The following is a 16,971-nucleotide window of genomic DNA, read 5'->3' as shown; positions in this document are numbered from 1 at the left end:
GCCTAAAATTTATATGCTCTTTCTATCACTTCGCATGTCTAATTGTCCGAGCACTTACATATGCATAGTAATAAGATACGTTCATCATAGTAGAAAGAGGGATGACATGAATAATCAGCAATGGCAAGTAGCAAAAAAAGTGGCTGCTACTTATATTGGGACTGTCGTCGGAGCCGGTTTTGCAACTGGAAGAGAGATTGTCGAGTTTTTTACCATCAATGGAATATATGGAACAATTGGAATATGTATAAGTGGATTTTTCTTTATTTGGCTAGGGACAAAAATGATGTTACTTTCCTCGCAAATTGGTGCATTTTCTGCACAAGAATTTAATAAATACTTATTTGGGGATGTATTTGGGAATGTTGTAAATACATTATTGCTACTTGTACTATTTGGAGTTACAAGTGTTATGCTATCAGGCGCAGGGGCCGTATTTGAAGAACAACTCCGCCTTCCAAGACAACTTGGTATTTTTATTACAGTGATCGCTTGCCTCATTATCGGCAGCCGTGGGCTACAAGGGGTTTTCGAAGTAAATACTCTAGTCGTACCCATTATGATGATTTTTATTATTGGACTTGCTATCACCACTTTGCTCCATGGTGCAACACCTATCTATAACGCTGTTCCTGCGGAAAATTGGAATATAAAATGGGTTACAAGCCCTATTACATATGTTGCCCTCAACCTTTCACTCGCCCAAAGTGTTCTCGTACCATTAGCAAGTGAAGTAAAAGAGCGTAAAGCAATTATATGGGGGGGAATCCTAGGTGGAGCAGGACTTTGCTTTATCCTACTATGTAGTCATTTAGCCATTTTATCTGTTGAACAGTTTTATCAATACAATATTCCAATGGCAGAAGTTGTCCGACGCTTTAATGCAACCTTCCACTTTTTCTTCGTTCTCATTATTTTTGGTGAAGTATTTACGACTTTAGTTGGAAACATCTTTGGAATGACAAAACAAATGCAATCGATCACAGGATGGAAAAGCAATTATATTGTCTACTTTATTTTGCTAATTAGCTACTCTTTCAGCTATATTGGATACAGTGAACTTCTGCACATTTTATATCCAATTATCGGATGGGTTAGCATCATAATACTTCCAATTATTGCATGTAAACAACTTCAAAAAACATAGAAGGAAGTATCCTTATACGGATACTTCTTTTCATTCGCAATCTTCACACACTTCCCAATACGGTCCCATCTCTATCGCTAAATATGGGCATAACTGCAAACGAATCATACGGCTTGGCATACGCTCTAATACGAATTGAATCGCATCTTTATCTTCTTCTATTTCTATTTTTACAATTGCTATTCGTTGCATTGTTGCTATAGAATTTCCATCTTTATATAAAGTCAGCCTTATTTCATCATATTCATTAAAATATAATTCCACACTCATATGTGCTGCTGTAGTATCATTACCAATTAAATATTTTCCATTTTGTTCTTGGATTATATATTTCCAGCCACCTTTTTTCTCTTCTATTGGAGCAACTTGAAATAATCCAACTAAATCCTCGTATAGCATAAGATAACCCCTCTCTTACTAAACAACATGAGTATTATATTATACCCTTTCTATCTACTATATTCATTGTATCATATATCGACTCTATTCCTGCATTCATTTGCTTTGTACAACGTGGTTCTCATATACAAAAATATCCTCTGTATTCACTTAACTTTGAAGTAGAGATCTTACTAAAATAAACCAGCAATATAAAAAGCAGGAATGCTCACATTCCTGCTTTTTACTAAAATACTTTTCCTGTCGCCGCTAAAGCTAACACCGCGATCAAACTTGCAAACAATAAAGAAACAATAAAGCTAATAATCGGTAACGTTTTCTTTTCATTTTTCTTAAATAACAATCTTAAACTAAGAATCACATTTAGTGGTACGCCAATAAAATAAAAATACTTCACAATTTTCACTATGCTATTCGAACTATTAAAAAGTGTTTGAAATATAAACACTTCAACTAAAAAAATAAGAAAAAATGAAATACTTAACCAAAACGAAACATAGCTAAGCCAAGAATGCCTTTTCGTTCCCCAATACATTCCCATAATGTTCTCCTTTTTATGTAGTCTACTTTATAATATTTATACAAGCATATAACAAATCCCTTTATCTTTCGACAAATAAAACAAAACTTTCATAGATGTTTTTCTTATTTCACTGTCAACCTTAACATGGAGAGTTCGATAAAGTGAAATTTTAATCAGTGAGGGTTTTCTTCTTCCCTCACTGATTATGAGCCCTCACCAATCGGGATATTACTGTCCTAAAATAGCGGAATACATATAAAGGAGCTGCCTTCGTAACAATTCAGTTACCCTACAGACAGTCTCCTTGTGATTTATATCTTAAATTTTTCAATTAAAACTTGTAATTCTTCAGCCATTTGTGACAATGTCCCAGCAGCCGATCCGATTTCTTCCATAGAAGCTAATTGCTCTTCAGTGGATGCAGCAATATTTTGTGTACTTGTTGCATTATTTTGTGCTGTCCTTGCAATTTCACCAACTGAAATAGAAACTTCATTTGCACCTTTTGACATTTCATTTGCCGTTTCTACCATACTCTCAATTTGCTTAGCAATCTCATTTGTAGAATACAATATTTCTGCAAAATTTTGTTTTGTCTCATTCGCAACTACAAGACCTAACTGAACTTCTTCATTCACATGATTCATCGATTTGACTGTCTTGCTCATATCTTCTTGTATTTCACTTACTAGCTTTCCAATTTCGTTTGATGATATGCTAGATTGCTCTGCAAGTTTCCTTACTTCATCTGCAACAATGGCAAATCCCTTGCCATGCTCCCCTGCTCGCGCAGCTTCAATAGCAGCATTTAAAGCTAATAAATTTGTTTGATCCGCGATATTTTGTATCACTTCTAATATTTCACCAATTTGTTTTGATTTATCATTTAATAATTGAATAACAGCATCTGATTGAGAGACAGATTTTACTATCGAATTCATTTGATTTACTGTTTTTCCAACTAACTCCCCGCCATTTTCTGCTTTTTCACGAGTATAAGAAGACGAGTTGGCGATTGCCGATGAGCTATTTGCCACATGCTGAATCCCTTCTGTTACATTATGTAATAATACCGCACCACTTTCAACGCTAGACGTTTGCTCTCTTGCCCCACTTGAAACTTGCTCCATTGCCGTCGTGATCTGTTCTGTTGCCTCACTAGCCTGCTTTACACTTGCAGTCAATTCTTCAGATGCTGCAGCAACGTGCCCTGCTGAAGTATTAATTCGACTAATTAATGTACGCAATGATTGTGTCATGTTATTAAAACCTTTTGCAAGTTGACCAATTTCATCTTGCGAATAAATTTCAATCGTTTGCGTTAAGTCTCCCTCACTAATTTGATGTGCAGTAGTCACTAACCTTTTTAAAGGTTTTGTGATAGAAAGGGTTACAAAATAAATGATTGTACCTCCTAAAAGTAAGGAAATTACCATAATAAGTAACGTATTATAAAATACAGGTTGAGCTGCTTCAATTATTTCACTACTATACATTGTTCCACCAATTTTCCAACCTGTTTTTAAATTTGTAGCAAATACCATTCTCTTTTCACTATTTCCATAAGAGTAAGTAAACGTACCATGGTTTTCTTGATATAGTCGTTTCGCCCAAGAATCTGCAGCTTTTTCACCTGATTTCTCCTCTGGATGAGCGATGATTTTTTGATTGCGATCTAAAATAAAAGCATATCCTTTTTTTCCAATGTTAATTAATTTTGTTGTTTTTAATAAATTGTCAAGACTTAAATCTAAAGCAACGACGCCATTTTTATCATCCATTTGTTTTGCGATTGTTACTACAATATGACCATTTCCCTTTGCTTTATATGGCTCGGTTATAAGTACGCCACCATTTTTACTGATTGCATCCTTATACCAAGGCCGCGTTGTCGGATCATAATCTGCCGGCATTTGCATAACAGGTTCCTGCACAAATGTCTTGTCAGCCCCTGCAATATATATCTTTTCAACTTCCGGATTTAGCACTACATATTGAGATAACATTTTCTTTAATTCATCATGATTTTCCCCTGTGTAAAAGTCACTTTTCGTGATTCTTGCAAAACTATTTACATCATTAAACTTTTTTTCAATCACTTGATTAATGAGATTATCTAATATCCGAATATTTTCATTTGCACCATTCATAATTTGCGATTCAAAGTTTTTCTTCGCAGTTTGATATGATATCCCACCAATAATTGAAATAGCAGCAATTAATATAATAAAAAATGAAATCATTATTTTTTTTGCCACTTTCATATTTTGAAACCATCTTATAAACTGATTCATAATACCATCCCCTATTATATGAATATTTAAACATTAAGATTAAAAACTAAAAAAGGTAAATCATTTGAATCACTACCTTTATGACAGATGCAAACACGTTGTAAATTTTAAACAAATAGTTTCTCTTTGTCTATATATAAGGATACTTATTATTATAAAATTTACAATCAAAAAAACCAAAGAATTCCCTTTGGTTTTTTATATTTTTTTATGTTTTTTTGTAGCTTTTTTCCACTTCATACGTTCAGCTCGAGCAAGTACTACATTTTGTTTTCTCATCGTATAGGCAATTTCTTATAGTTTCGCAAGCGTTCTTCATGAATAAATCCTTCATCAATCGCCCTTTGCACCGTGCACCCTGGTTCAGTTTCATGTTTACAATTACGGAAACGACAACCTTGCGCAATCTCTTCTACATCTTTATATTTGCGTTTACATTTCCCTTTATAATCATCGCCATAATACATCACCCTGTTCTTATTTTCATTATCTTTATTATATGTATTTCTTTTAAAAAAAGCCACTTGAATTAACATAATTTTCTGATATCATTTTAAAATATTTGTCATGAAAAACGAATTCGTATAATAGATTTTTCATGACAACTGAACAAATGTATAATCAAAACAAATTTTCTCAATATGCTTATATAAAATTGAAAAAGGTATCCGCATATAAAAACCGAATCTTATTCACTAAAAGGAGTGGATTTGATGGAAATGTATCAATGGCTAACTGCTCTTCTCATTGGTGGCATAACTGGCTTCGTTTCCCATCTAATCAATAACCAAGGTAAGTTATTGCTTCCACGCCGTTTAAAAACCTTTTTTCATCTTGGATTTTTCACTGATATATTAGCCGGCAGTCTTGCTGCGCTTCTTGGACTTGTATTATTTGATGCAACTACAATAAAAGAAATTATTAAAGTAGCCATTGTCACTGCTATTTCAGGACAAACCTTTTTACTTCATCAAGCACTAGGTGGGGAACAAGCGAAGAATATGCAAATTAGTAAAGCTGATGAGAAAATTCAAGAAATTGACAAATTATTACGACGATAATCTATACTTCCGATAAAGATTACTGTTATAATATGTAATAAATATTTATAAACTGAACTGTCTGTCAGAAGAAAGGGTGTTTCTTATGCCAAAAAAGAAAGTAGAAGATTTCTTAACAGACTCCGAAAAAGAGGAACTAATAGAAAACTATAAATGTTTACGAGAAGCCCGCACAAAACGCGAAGCTGACCATTTTGGCGAAGTAGTAAATCACCTATTAAATAAAGCAAAAAAACGAATTATTGAAGACGCAGGAATTCCCGATGAAAATGCTGCAACTATTCAAACAAAGCGAAAAGCGCTGTTTTAACATTTTGTTAAAGCAGCGCTTTTTGTTTACATAATATAATTATTATTTATTATGTGATGTAGCTTTTTGTTTCTCATTCTCTTCTTTTATTAAATCTATCAATCCATTCCCTTCGGATGTTCGCTCATATCCTAATGGCACTGTGCGCTTAATAAGCTGTGCATAAATTTCTGGTTCTGAAAGCCTTCTTCCATATTCTCTTTCACATTGCTTAATTAGAAGTGCTAATGCTCCGGAAATGTGTGGAGTCGCCATAGATGTCCCGCTCAATACAGCATACTTTCCTCCTGGATACGTAGAAAGAATTTCTTCACCTGGTGCTACTAAGTCAATTTCTTGATTCGAATTACTGAAGCAAGCTAACTTTCTTTCTAAATTCACTGCTCCTACTTCGATCACTTCTGAATAAGCACCTGGAAAATCCAACTCTTCTGTTTCGTCATTGCAATCACCATTATTTCCAGCGGCACATACAACTAGCACGTCTTGTTTGACAGCCTTTTGAATCACTTCATGTAATTCTGGTACATCTTCTGGTCCACCAAGTGACATGGAAATAATTCTTACTCGTTCTTGATTCAACCCTCTCCAGCTTACAGCATAGTCAATCGCATCGATAATATGTTGATAGTTTCCTGATCCGTCCCCTGCCAATACTTTTAATACTAATAATTTAGCCCGTGGTGCAACGCCTAAAACTCCAATATCATTTTCTGTTGCTGCAATTGTTCCAGCAACATGGGTACCATGCCCATTATTATCAAGATAATTATTTGGATCATTTCCATAATCCTCTGTAAAGTTTCTTCCACCAATAATTCTATCCTTTAAATCTACATGGTTGACATCACAACCTGTATCTAATACTGCTACAACAATATCGTTTCCTTTTTCACTTTTTTCCCAAATCTCAGGAGCGTGAATCAGTTGTACACCTGGTGGAATTTCGTTTGCTTGTTCAACCACCTTGTTTACTGTAAATGGAATTAATCGAATTCCTTTTTGCTTATTCGCTGTACTACTGCTCATCTGAATCCCTCCTAAAAGTGTATGATGTCCCTAGCAAATATGCTTACACTTATAGATAAAAATTCTTGCTCCTATTTAAAAATTCCTGCTTCAAAATATTTCTCAAGTACAAAACAACTGCTACTTCATCTTTTGCGGCCATAAGCTCCATTTCTTTAAGACAAGCATAATTGCCGGAACAAGTAGTGTCCGCACAAGAAATGTATCAATAATAACTCCAAGTGCCACAACAAATCCAAACATAAATAGTTCTAATAATGGCTGGGTCGTTAATACGGCAAACGTTGCTGCTAATATGATACCAGCAGAAGAAATAACACCACCTGTTGCAGTTAATCCATTCTCAATTGCAACCGGCAGAGGATGTTTTGCAGCTTCTTCTTTAATGCGAGAAACGAGCATAATATTATAATCCACTCCAAGTGCCACAAGGAATACAAACGTATATAATGGAATGCGATAACTCATGTCCTTGTATCCAAATATATGTTCAAACAGGAACATACTCAGGCCTAATGCCGCACAATATGAGAGTAGAATTGTTCCAATCATATAGATTGGCGCAATCAATGATTTGGTTTGCATACCTAGCAAAATCAATATCAATATAGATATAAGCACAACAATGCATGTTGTATCGTGATTATTAATCTGGTACAAATCAGCTTGCTTCGCCGTCTCACCAGAAAAGTAAACATGACCATTCTTCACAAACTCATTTTCCTTCTGTTGCAGAAATTGAATGGTATCCATGGCCTGTAGTGAATATGGTTGATCTTTTAAAATCAGTTGCACTTTAGCTGCTTTTCCATCTTTAGATCGCAATTGATTTGTATTCTTTTGAATCGCCTCAAGAGAAGGATTTACCCCTTCTACTCCTTTTTGTACCGTTAATTTTCTCACAAACTGTACAATTTCCTCATCAGTTAACTTTTCTTCCTTTGACATTACAACCGTAATAGGAGCTAACTGACCAGGAGAATATTTCTGTTCAATTAACTCATATCCTTGTCTTGATTGTAAATTTTCCGGAAAGGACTTTAATAAGTTAAAAGAGTACTGCATTTGAAATAGATTCAATGAACATACGACTAAAAAAAGAGCAACTGCTCCTCCAACTATGTACGGCTTTCTTACTACAATATGGCTCACTTTTCTCCAAATGACATGTTTTTCTTTCTGCTGTCCAACCTTTGGTATAAAAGGCCAAAACGCTTTCCTTCCAAATAATGTAAACAAAGCAGGAAGTAATGTAATTCCGCCTAAAATAATGACAACAAGTGCAACAGAAAATAGTGGTGCAAAGTTACGGTAACCGTTATATACTGCAAAAAAGAGCATGAACATGGAAGCAAGCACAGTACTCCCACTAAAGAAGATTGGTTCCCCTACTTTTCGCATCGCTTGTTTCATACTTTCATATTTATCTTCTCGTTTTTGCAATTCTTCCTTATAACGTGCAAAAATGAATAGAGCATAATCTGTTAATGCGGCAAATAATAAGATTGACATAATAGACAATGATTGCGATTTGATTTCAAGTCCCCATTTACCAAATAAACCGAGACTTCGGTCAATCACTTGGTATACAATAATTGCTGCAATCAGCGGAATAATTGCTAAAAGAGGAGAACGGTAAATAACAATTAATAATACAAAAATTAATCCAATTGTCGAGAACAACAGAATCATATCGGCGTTTTTAAAAATTTCTAATGTATCCGCAGCAATCCCCGCAGGTCCTGTTATTTTTGCTTCCATATTAGTAGGAAGTTCCTGCTTTAATACATTTTTCATTTCTTTTACTGTATTATGAATCTCTTCTACTTCTAAATTACTTGTCAGCGTTACTGGAAGAATAAAACTTGTTTTATCCTCAGATACAAAACCGTTTAACATTTGAACTGGCATTTCACTAATCGGAATCATTTTTTCAACATGTTCGATTTTTTTAGCCTGTAATTGCTTTGTTATCTTTTGAATGCTATGTAACTGTTCTTCTTTCATTTCTTCTTTTTGATGAAAGATAATAATAGCTGGTAATCCTTCGTCATTTGGAAAATATTTTTCTACTTGTTTTTCAGCTTGTATAGATGCTGCACTTTCAGGAATCCCATCACCACTCACATTATTTGCATATTTCTTCGCTGGTTTTGAAATTCCTGTTAAGACAAGCATAGCCACAATCCACGATATAACAATTACTTTGGCACCTTTTTTACTACTTGCAAAGTCTGTTATACGCTGTAACCATTTCCACATACAATCCCTCCTTATATCATATTTAATAAAGCGAATTAATAACTTTGTTAAATATACACATTACTTTTTCGCAAACAAATAAAGTGTAGGACAAATATATAGGAAAAACAAGATTGTTCACAAAAACTACAAACACTATTTGTATATACAGATAAACACTTGTTTTTAAAACCAAAAAGAGTATCTGGATACTTTGAAGTATTCTGTATCTTTCACTTCATAGCCATGTTTATATGTTAGAAAAGCAATCACTCTATATAGGTTCAAACTTTATATATTTCACGAAAATAATGAAATTGTTATCAATCCTTACGTAAAAAACTCCTAACATCATCTGTTAAAAGCTTTTTACTGAGCAAATTTTGAACAGTGAAGTCTTCATCGCTTCCTTATCTAACTTCTAGATTGAATATTTATCAAAAGTGAACTCTATTACCTCATTCCTAATCTTTCTTTCAATTGCTTTATATAACGACAGCGTATCATCATAAAATATACAATTTGAATTCCTACAAATATACTTAAGACGATTATATTTTCTTTTAGCAAAGAATAGTCAAACATTTGCCCTAAAGCCGTTAATGCAACACCACCATGTAACGCTGCTACACCAATCGGAACAAAGAATAATAAAGCCAATCGAATTGTGACGACGTGAGATAACTCTCCACTCGTTAACCCTATTTTTCGAATGGATTCAAATAAACGATAATCATCATCTAGGTCAGAGAATAGTCGAAAATATAGAAAACTACCTGCACAAACAAAAAATACAATTCCAATAAAAAATCCTACAAATAAAATTGGACCTGCAAATTGTAACGCTTGCTTGTTGTTATATTCTGCTGCATGAAACTGTGAATGCTTTTGGTACTGTTTTATATGCTCCATTATTTCTTTGCCCGCTTCAAATTCATTTTTCGTTTCTTTTGTTTCATACATATAATCTTTCATTTCTTTAAATCCACTTTGTAATGCATTATATTGCACATCTGAAATGACATAGACATCACGAAGAAGTACTTTACTAAGAGTAGATGTCTTCACTTTTTTTACTGTCAATACTTGTGCTTCGTTCGATAATTGTATCGTTTTTCTTTCTTTTTTCGGTGGTCCTGGCATTTCATTTGATAAGAACAGTGCTGTATTTTGCTTGAAAGCAACTTCCTGTTCACCTGTAAGTTTCGCATACACCTTATAATCAGACTTTTTTATAAAGGACGCACTGCGCATCGATTGATCTTCACTTCCTTTCGATGCTATCACTATTTTGCTAGTAGATATATTATATTTCTTTAATATTTTCTCAATCAATTGTATATGCTCTGTTTCATTTTCGTTTCCTGTTCCAGAATGATATTGAAAGGCAATTGGTTTTTCCATCATTTCTCTAGTCATAGAAGTAAAACCAACTAAAGTACCAATCGCCGAGAAAGCTACAGTCGAAATAATTGTAACAATAAAAAACATGCGCGCATTATCTCTCATCCGATATGCTAAATCTGAAAGCGTTATGATGTTTGTTCGTGTCCAATATAAACGTTTGTTCTTCTTACATCTTCGGATTATGAATACACTCAGCTGCTTATACATGAAATATGTACCAATTGTAACAACCGTCGTAACAGGAACTAACATAATAAAAACCATAGCTCCATGTGAAGATAACGCCCCTATATATCCTACACTAAGTAACAATATGGCTAAAAATGAAGCAATTATAGACGCTTTCGGTTCGGGTTTCGCTTTTACCGAACCTCTAAATAACTTCATAATTTGATTTTTACGAATCAACCCAGCACTAAAAAATGAAATAATAATAAATAAAATTAAAAACATCAAACTTGTTACACCAATAGCCTGTATTGGTACATAATATGACAAAGACAAGTCTAACTTAAGTAATAGCGGCGCTACGAAAATAAGCAAACCTGAAAATAGCATTCCGCAAAGAATACCGGTAATAATCGCGGCAATCCCAAGAATAACATTTTCAAAAAAGATAAGTCGTCTTAATTCAAACTTCGTCATACCGAGCATCATCAATATTCCTAATTCTCGTTTTCTCGTTTTCAAAAACATTCCCATAGAGTACAAGATAAAGAAAAATGTAAAAACATAAATAATAAATTGTGCAAATGACATACTGAAAAATACATATTGCCCTAATTGGCTAGCGCTTAATACAGGATGAAATGCAAAAAATGAATAAACAAAAAAAGCCATAATAGCAAATGCACTACTTAAAAAATAAGCCGAGTAGGTCCTTCTATTACGTGTTACATTTCGAAATGCTAATTCCCTAATGTTCATCTTATTTCTCCGCCCTTTCGATTACTATACTGCTATCATACATAAAGCAAAGAATTGAATTCCATCGATTCAAATGACAAAAACATTACATTGTTGAAAGGTTGCAGAAAAATTGATTAAATCAAAGAGTTTATTTATAATAGCTACATTCCTATTCATACATTGTCCTATTGTATATTCGGCAGTTTTACGAAATAATAAGAGTGGAGACATATGAATTGAATTTATACATAACAATTTATCGCTCATAGGAGGATATATCATGACTTTACAAGAGCAAATTATGAAAACATTACATGTTCAATCTGTAATTGATCCAAAAACAGAAATTCGAAAACGAATTGATTTCTTAAAAGATTATATGAGAAAAACAGGTGCAAAAGGGTTCGTACTTGGTATTAGTGGTGGTCAAGATTCGACACTAGCAGGTCGATTAGCACAGCTTGCAGTAGAAGAAATTCGTAACGAAGGAGGAAATGCAAAGTTTATCGCTGTACGCCTTCCATATAAAGTGCAAAAAGATGAGGATGATGCACAACTTGCCCTTCAATTTATTAAACCAGATCACTCTGTTTCTTTTGATATCGCTCCAGCTGTTGATGCATTTTCAAATCAATATAAAGACTTATTAGGAGAATCACTAACAGACTTTAATAAAGGCAATGTAAAAGCTCGTATCCGTATGGTGGCACAATACGCAATTGGTGGTCAACAAGGTTTGCTTGTAATTGGAACAGATCATGCAGCTGAGGCTGTTACCGGCTTCTTCACAAAATATGGTGACGGAGGGGCGGATCTTTTACCGCTAACAGGCTTAACAAAACGTCAAGGTCGTGCTTTACTACAAGAATTAGAAGCTGACAAACGACTTTACTTAAAAATGCCGACAGCAGACTTATTAGATGAAAAACCAGGTCAAGCTGATGAAACAGAATTAGGAATTACGTATGATCAATTGGATGATTACTTAGAGGGAAAAGCAGTTCCTCAAGATGTAGCAGAAAAAATTGAAAAGCGTTATCTTGCAAGTGAACATAAAAGACAAGTACCTGCATCTATGTTTGATGATTGGTGGAAATAAGTATTCTAAAAAACGAAGCTAATATGATTTAGCTTCGTTTTTTATCGAAATGCTCCTATTTTCTTTTCTAAAAGATTATGTTGTTGATGAAATAACAGAAAGAACTGTAAATGTATTCATACGCTTTTCCTCACCAATCGGGCTGTTACGGGCAGTGAGGCTCCCACCACCTATCCCCCTTACTTTTCTCCGAAACCTTAAGATAGGAGTCTTACTCCCCCTTAAATAACGGGATAAAAAGAGCACCTTTTTAGATGCTCTTCGTTCATTAATATGTAAATGTAACGGTTGCTAATGAATATCCCGCCATCGCACTATATGGCGCAACTTGATAAGAAACGCGCTTTGCACCTTTCGGCCAGGAAATTTCATTTAATGCTCGGTTAATATCTTGCATTGTTCCATCCATTGATTGTTTATAGCGCAGTTCTACTTTTTGAGGCTTCGCTGCAAATTCTTTCTGTAATTTTTGCTTTAATTCATTATAATTATTAGCCCCGTATTGTGTAGATAAATACACTAAATTCGTATCTTTTAGCATTTGATTATATACAGCCGTTTTTGCACTACCTGCTTTTATTTTATTTGTTAATTCATTATAGTAGTTTGTAGTTGCTGCTGGATACTTGCTACGATCCCATTCATGATCTTTGCTCATTTGCTCATCTGTCATATTATAATATGAGTATGTTACGCGTCCTTCTTTATCAGGAACTGGATCATCAAACGTAGTATCTAAATGATACCATTTCCCCTCAATCTTTACTAAATTCCAGGCGTGAGCTTGTCCGTTTCCTTTGCCAGTGACAAAACGTGTTTGAATACCCGCTTGCTGCATGAGTTGATACGTTAATAGTGCATATCCTTGGCAAACAGCTGAACGATTTACTAAAGCTTCATATGCTGTATATGCTTGATAAGAAGTATCATAAGAAACATGTTTCACCACATAATCATGAATCGCTTTCACCTTTTCATGTTCATCCATGCCAGCCTTAATAATTGTGTTAACAATTGCTTTTGCTTGCGTCTTTACATATTGTGTTTGTTCCTTTGACTCACGATAAGAGATATGTAATGTAAACGTATAATTTCCTGGTAATCCACGTATAGAGTATCTTGTACTTGCAATATTGTATTTTACATACTCATCTGCATCTACTATTTTATTATATTCTTGATAAAGCATATTCATTACAGATCGAGCATCGCTTTCTTTCGTATTGTATTTTAATGTAATATTTTCTTCTTGATTATTAATCTTCTGTTTTAACTCTCTTTTAAAATCTTCCAACAACTTGACCTCTGCTGATGGAGCTACAATGGATTGATTTGATGCTGCATAAGATATCGAAGGGGCTTGTAAACCACCAATCATAATTGTTGAACAAAGTGCAGCAGCTGTTATATATTTATTTGTCTTTTTCATTTTTGCTAATCCTCCTCATGTAAAAATATACAACAAAGCTTTCATATATTTATAGAGTATACAATAGTTTACGAAAAATAAAATATGAGATTATGCATATTTATTAATTGCTATCTTAATATTATCAAAAAGAGTTCCCTCAATGCTTCATGAAAATAAAAAAGCAATAGTATACTTTAACAAAGTAAACTACTGCTTTTTTAACTAACATGTTTGTAATATGCAACACGCATTTTCAAAACGACGATGTTTTAAATCTTCATTTCCAATGCAGAAATAGAGCATTCCTAAATCTCCCCACATCATATTACAATTGTTATAATCCGAATCTACTTGGAATAAAAGGACCATATCATGTCGGTTTACCCCAATATACTCTCCAGCTTCTTGAAGGACATCATTTTGTACAGAGAAAGGTTCACCAAACACTTGATGATTATCATAATGATCTGGAATTAATTCTTCAAGTAACTGTAAAAATCGATCGGAATCCCCTTCATCTTCAATAAATAACTCCGGTAACTTATAGGTCGATTCAAATGATATTTCACATTGTGTAAATCGCTCTTGCATATGCTCCATTCTTTTCAGTTGATCAACTGAAACATCATAATAAAGGACACGTCCCGCTCCTTGGAAATCTCCCTCTTCCATAAAATGATTTTCATAACGAAAGAAATAGAGCATTCCTGTTTGAGGTAGATTATGCTTGAAATCTATATGTTTTAAATCTGTTACATGAAACTGTGCAATAAATTGCAATGGCTCTCCTTTATAAGTTGGATATTCAAATGAAACAGGTACGTCTGGAACTCCTCCCATTTTAGACTGCCCAATTTCCAACTTATCTTTTTGTTTCGGTACTACTTTTATACAAGGAAATATCGTGTCCATTAATTCCTGTTGTAAATGCGTTAATTCATACTTTTCAATTAATGATTCAATTTTCGTCTTCATAAATTCTCCTTAAGTCGTGTACTTATTCGTATCATAGCACATATATCGTAGTAAATTCATCTTCAAAAACAACATGTCATAAAAAACGGGCTTGCCTCCTATACGCGAACAAGTTTTACAAAGCATAGTATACAGTGTTCCTACAAACACGATACCTCATCATTTCTCTAAGAGACGTTCTATTTATTTTGATTTTTAAAAGGAGGCTTTCCACATGGGTTACGGATATGGCGGTGGCTATGGTTGCGGATATGGCGGCTTCGCTTTATTAATCGTTTTATTTATCCTTCTAATCATCATTGGAGCTAGCTGTTGGGGCGGCTTCGTTGGTTGCTAAGTAATTTGCAAAAACTATTGTAAAAAAGCACGTAAAGTACGTGCTTTTTTGCTACCCCAAATCTTTACATGGAAAGGAATTATTTTTTCATGAAAATTGATGGTGTGTTTGAAGGTGGAGGGGTTCGTGGAATCGCACATGTAGGTGCCATTTGCGCATTGAATGAGCGCGGCTACTATTTCGAACGTGTTGCTGGCACATCAGCAGGTGCCATTATCGCCGCTCTGCTAGCAGCTGGTTACTCCTGTACAGAATTAAAAGATATTATAAGTACTTTAGATTATTATCAATTTACGAAAAAAACGTTACTTGATAAAATCCCAATTATCGGAAAAGGGTTAAGTGCATGGACTCGATTAGGAATTTACTCCAATATTTTTTTAGAAGAATGGTTAGACGATTTATTACGTAAAAAAGGGATTTATTTTTTTAGCGATTTATCTAATCTGAAAAATTTAAAAATTATCGCTTCAGATATAAGCAACGGGAAAATGGTTATCTTTCCTGATGATCTACCAAACTATGGCTTTCCAAATTATCGTTTTCCAATTGCGAAAGCGGTCAGAATGAGCGGAACCATCCCTTTCTTTTTCGAGCCTATAAAGTGGAAAACCCCAAAATGGAAACAACCTTGTTACATGGTGGATGGCGGGATTTTAAGCAATTACCCGATTTGGATTTTCGATTCACCAACGCTTCCTCGCTGGCCTACCTTTGGATTTCACTTTGTAAAAGATGAAATTCAAGCAGAACCCGTTCATTACAAAGAACCCCTTTCAATGTTCAAAGGACTATTTAAAACAATGATGCAGGCGCATGATTTACGCCATTTAGATAAAGAAGCAAAAGCAAGAACAATTAAAATTCCAACCGGCATGATTACAAGTACGAACTTTCAATTAACTATCGCTGAAAAAGACTGGCTGTATCAATCTGGATTCGATGCTGCCACTACGTTTTTACAAACTTGGAACTTTAAAAGATACATTAACCAATATCGAAGGGAAAATCAAAAAAGAAAAACATATCATTCACAAAACAAATTAGATTTATAATCTTTGTTCATGTTAATAAGCCTAATACACACTCATTATATTAGGCTTATTTACAATCAACTATGTTTTCAATAAAGCATCCTGCTATCACTTCTAAATTAAGGATATTCCAATCCTTCTGCTTCTTTAGCTGGAATTACTACATATCGCTCTCCTGTTTTCAATCCTAATAGCTCCGCTTTTTCAATTGCTTCTTGCTTTGTCTCTGCATAAGCTGCTAAATATTTTGTCCCGGCAATTACTTGACAAATAACAAATTGTTTCATACTTTTCTCCTTTATTAATATATAAGCTTCTTCCTATATTGCCAGATTATGAATCCATTTGGCAACAGTTATAACTCCTTTTTCCATTTTAACTCTTGTTGCGGTATAAGGAGTATGTATTATACTGCCGACCTTCTCTTTGCTAACAACAACTCTTTATATCTTTTTATTGTATATGAGATGGATTATTTGAAAAAACGGCAACCTAAAAGAGTTACATAACAAACAAGCAATTTTGGATACCATCAGTGTGATAAGAACAAACTCAATTCGATATGAAGGGACAGAAAAGTGGATCTTTCATTTTTATTCTTGGATTTGATTTATTGGAATAGCTATTAAAACAAATGAATTCATCGGGGGAACAATTATACTACTCAATAAAATTTCGGGAATCATTATATAGTAAAACAGCTCATCTTTTCGCTACTTCTAAATGTAAAGTCTTCTTTCCATATAATACCCCTGATAAAAAAGCTTTTATCAGGGGTATTATACCGTATTTACT

General features: G+C 34.0%; 15 protein-coding genes and 2 pseudogenes. 6 read left to right on the top strand and 11 right to left on the bottom strand.

All coding sequences use genetic code 11. The features are described 5' to 3' along the window. Positions 1 to 106: 106 nt before the first annotated feature. Positions 107 to 1,147 (top strand): YkvI family membrane protein, encoded by a 1,041-nt coding sequence (locus MR058_RS14565; protein WP_242144674.1) that lies wholly within the window; start codon positions 107 to 109, stop codon positions 1,145 to 1,147. Between the two features lie 30 nt (positions 1,148 to 1,177). Here MR058_RS14565 and MR058_RS14560 read toward each other — a convergent pair whose 3' ends face one another. The 5 genes and pseudogenes from MR058_RS14560 to MR058_RS14545 form a co-directional block, all read right to left on the bottom strand. Beyond that, the gene (locus MR058_RS14560) at positions 1,178 to 1,546 is read right to left on the bottom strand and encodes a DUF3979 family protein (protein WP_242144673.1); all 369 of its coding nucleotides are present in this window, start codon (positions 1,544 to 1,546) and stop codon (positions 1,178 to 1,180) included. Positions 1,547 to 1,772: 226 nt separating this feature from the next. Further along, the gene (locus MR058_RS14555) at positions 1,773 to 2,087 is read right to left on the bottom strand and encodes a hypothetical protein (protein WP_242144672.1); all 315 of its coding nucleotides are present in this window, start codon (positions 2,085 to 2,087) and stop codon (positions 1,773 to 1,775) included. 293 nt (positions 2,088 to 2,380) lie between these two features. Further along, positions 2,381 to 3,199 (bottom strand): methyl-accepting chemotaxis protein, encoded by an 819-nt coding sequence (locus MR058_RS23695; RefSeq protein ID WP_396021848.1) that lies wholly within the window; start codon positions 3,197 to 3,199, stop codon positions 2,381 to 2,383. A gap of 123 nt (positions 3,200 to 3,322) precedes the next feature. After that, positions 3,323 to 4,219: pseudogene (locus MR058_RS23690) on the bottom strand (HAMP domain-containing protein); the annotation flags it as partial. A 342-nt stretch (positions 4,220 to 4,561) separates the two neighbouring features. Continuing rightward, positions 4,562 to 4,788: pseudogene (locus MR058_RS14545) on the bottom strand (ribosome small subunit-dependent GTPase A); the annotation flags it as partial. Between the two features lie 288 nt (positions 4,789 to 5,076). Between MR058_RS14545 and MR058_RS14540 the strand changes: the two are divergent. After that, entirely contained in the window at positions 5,077 to 5,424 is a 348-nt protein-coding gene (locus tag MR058_RS14540; RefSeq protein WP_242144670.1) for a DUF4257 domain-containing protein, read from the top strand. A gap of 85 nt (positions 5,425 to 5,509) precedes the next feature. Further along, positions 5,510 to 5,734, top strand: a complete 225-nt coding sequence (locus MR058_RS14535; RefSeq protein WP_242144669.1) for a hypothetical protein — start codon at positions 5,510 to 5,512, stop codon at positions 5,732 to 5,734. A gap of 42 nt (positions 5,735 to 5,776) precedes the next feature. Here the strand turns inward: MR058_RS14535 and MR058_RS14530 are convergent, their stop codons facing one another. The 3 genes from MR058_RS14530 to MR058_RS14520 all read right to left on the bottom strand — a co-directional run bounded on the left by MR058_RS14530 (position 5,777) and on the right by MR058_RS14520 (position 11,338). Next, a complete protein-coding gene (locus tag MR058_RS14530; RefSeq protein ID WP_242144668.1) occupies positions 5,777 to 6,763 on the bottom strand; it encodes a S8 family peptidase in 987 nt (328 codons plus the stop codon). Between the two features lie 120 nt (positions 6,764 to 6,883). Next, positions 6,884 to 9,025 (bottom strand): MMPL family transporter, encoded by a 2,142-nt coding sequence (locus MR058_RS14525; protein ID WP_242144667.1) that lies wholly within the window; start codon positions 9,023 to 9,025, stop codon positions 6,884 to 6,886. Positions 9,026 to 9,457: 432 nt separating this feature from the next. After that, positions 9,458 to 11,338, bottom strand: coding sequence for an ABC transporter permease (locus MR058_RS14520; protein ID WP_242144666.1), 1,881 nt, complete (start codon positions 11,336 to 11,338; stop codon positions 9,458 to 9,460). 262 nt (positions 11,339 to 11,600) lie between these two features. On the opposite strand from MR058_RS14520, the gene nadE reads away from it, so the two are divergent. Next, the gene (gene nadE, locus MR058_RS14515; RefSeq protein ID WP_242144665.1) at positions 11,601 to 12,419 is read left to right on the top strand and encodes an ammonia-dependent NAD(+) synthetase; all 819 of its coding nucleotides are present in this window, start codon (positions 11,601 to 11,603) and stop codon (positions 12,417 to 12,419) included. A 268-nt stretch (positions 12,420 to 12,687) separates the two neighbouring features. Here the strand turns inward: nadE and MR058_RS14510 are convergent, their stop codons facing one another. Further along, positions 12,688 to 13,848: a transglutaminase domain-containing protein gene (locus MR058_RS14510; protein WP_242144664.1), complete on the bottom strand. Its 1,161-nt coding sequence runs from the start codon at positions 13,846 to 13,848 to the stop codon at positions 12,688 to 12,690. A 204-nt stretch (positions 13,849 to 14,052) separates the two neighbouring features. Further along, positions 14,053 to 14,805: a YwqG family protein gene (locus MR058_RS14505; RefSeq protein WP_242144663.1), complete on the bottom strand. Its 753-nt coding sequence runs from the start codon at positions 14,803 to 14,805 to the stop codon at positions 14,053 to 14,055. A gap of 214 nt (positions 14,806 to 15,019) precedes the next feature. On the opposite strand from MR058_RS14505, the gene MR058_RS14500 reads away from it, so the two are divergent. Together MR058_RS14500 and MR058_RS14495 are read left to right on the top strand one after the other, a co-directional pair. After that, the gene (locus MR058_RS14500) at positions 15,020 to 15,142 is read left to right on the top strand and encodes a YjcZ family sporulation protein (protein WP_041809642.1); all 123 of its coding nucleotides are present in this window, start codon (positions 15,020 to 15,022) and stop codon (positions 15,140 to 15,142) included. An 89-nt stretch (positions 15,143 to 15,231) separates the two neighbouring features. Further along, a complete protein-coding gene (locus tag MR058_RS14495; protein ID WP_242144662.1) occupies positions 15,232 to 16,197 on the top strand; it encodes a patatin-like phospholipase family protein in 966 nt (321 codons plus the stop codon). A 98-nt stretch (positions 16,198 to 16,295) separates the two neighbouring features. On the opposite strand, the gene MR058_RS14490 is transcribed toward MR058_RS14495, so the two are convergent. Further along, positions 16,296 to 16,463 (bottom strand): DUF3933 family protein, encoded by a 168-nt coding sequence (locus MR058_RS14490; protein ID WP_242144661.1) that lies wholly within the window; start codon positions 16,461 to 16,463, stop codon positions 16,296 to 16,298. Between the last annotated feature and the right edge of the window lie 508 nt (positions 16,464 to 16,971).

It is taken from the genome of Bacillus cereus group sp. BfR-BA-01430, assembly GCF_022663115.1.
Classification (GTDB): Bacteria; Bacillota; Bacilli; order Bacillales; family Bacillaceae_G; genus Bacillus_A; species Bacillus_A cereus_BD.
The sequence above is the reverse complement of the archived record's forward strand: the minus strand, read 5'-3'. Positions and strand labels throughout refer to the sequence as shown.

Bases quoted from the DNA above. Each gene is read 5' to 3' on its own strand.
- MR058_RS14525 (WP_242144667.1), bottom strand. From the start codon at position 9,025: ATGTGGAAATGGTTACAGCGTATAACAGACTTTGCAAGTAGTAAAAAA.
- MR058_RS14490 (WP_242144661.1), bottom strand. From the start codon at position 16,463: ATGAAACAATTTGTTATTTGTCAAGTAATTGCCGGGACAAAATATTTA.
- MR058_RS14555 (WP_242144672.1), bottom strand. From the start codon at position 2,087: ATGGGAATGTATTGGGGAACGAAAAGGCATTCTTGGCTTAGCTATGTT.
- nadE (WP_242144665.1), top strand. From the start codon at position 11,601: ATGACTTTACAAGAGCAAATTATGAAAACATTACATGTTCAATCTGTA.
- MR058_RS14535 (WP_242144669.1), top strand. From the start codon at position 5,510: ATGCCAAAAAAGAAAGTAGAAGATTTCTTAACAGACTCCGAAAAAGAG.
- MR058_RS14540 (WP_242144670.1), top strand. From the start codon at position 5,077: ATGGAAATGTATCAATGGCTAACTGCTCTTCTCATTGGTGGCATAACT.
- MR058_RS14560 (WP_242144673.1), bottom strand. From the start codon at position 1,546: ATGCTATACGAGGATTTAGTTGGATTATTTCAAGTTGCTCCAATAGAA.
- MR058_RS14530 (WP_242144668.1), bottom strand. From the start codon at position 6,763: ATGAGCAGTAGTACAGCGAATAAGCAAAAAGGAATTCGATTAATTCCA.
- MR058_RS14505 (WP_242144663.1), bottom strand. From the start codon at position 14,805: ATGAAGACGAAAATTGAATCATTAATTGAAAAGTATGAATTAACGCAT.
- MR058_RS14510 (WP_242144664.1), bottom strand. From the start codon at position 13,848: ATGAAAAAGACAAATAAATATATAACAGCTGCTGCACTTTGTTCAACA.
- MR058_RS14495 (WP_242144662.1), top strand. From the start codon at position 15,232: ATGAAAATTGATGGTGTGTTTGAAGGTGGAGGGGTTCGTGGAATCGCA.
- MR058_RS23695 (WP_396021848.1), bottom strand. From the start codon at position 3,199: ATGGAGCAAGTTTCAAGTGGGGCAAGAGAGCAAACGTCTAGCGTTGAA.
- MR058_RS14565 (WP_242144674.1), top strand. From the start codon at position 107: ATGAATAATCAGCAATGGCAAGTAGCAAAAAAAGTGGCTGCTACTTAT.
- MR058_RS14520 (WP_242144666.1), bottom strand. From the start codon at position 11,338: ATGAACATTAGGGAATTAGCATTTCGAAATGTAACACGTAATAGAAGG.
- MR058_RS14500 (WP_041809642.1), top strand. From the start codon at position 15,020: ATGGGTTACGGATATGGCGGTGGCTATGGTTGCGGATATGGCGGCTTC.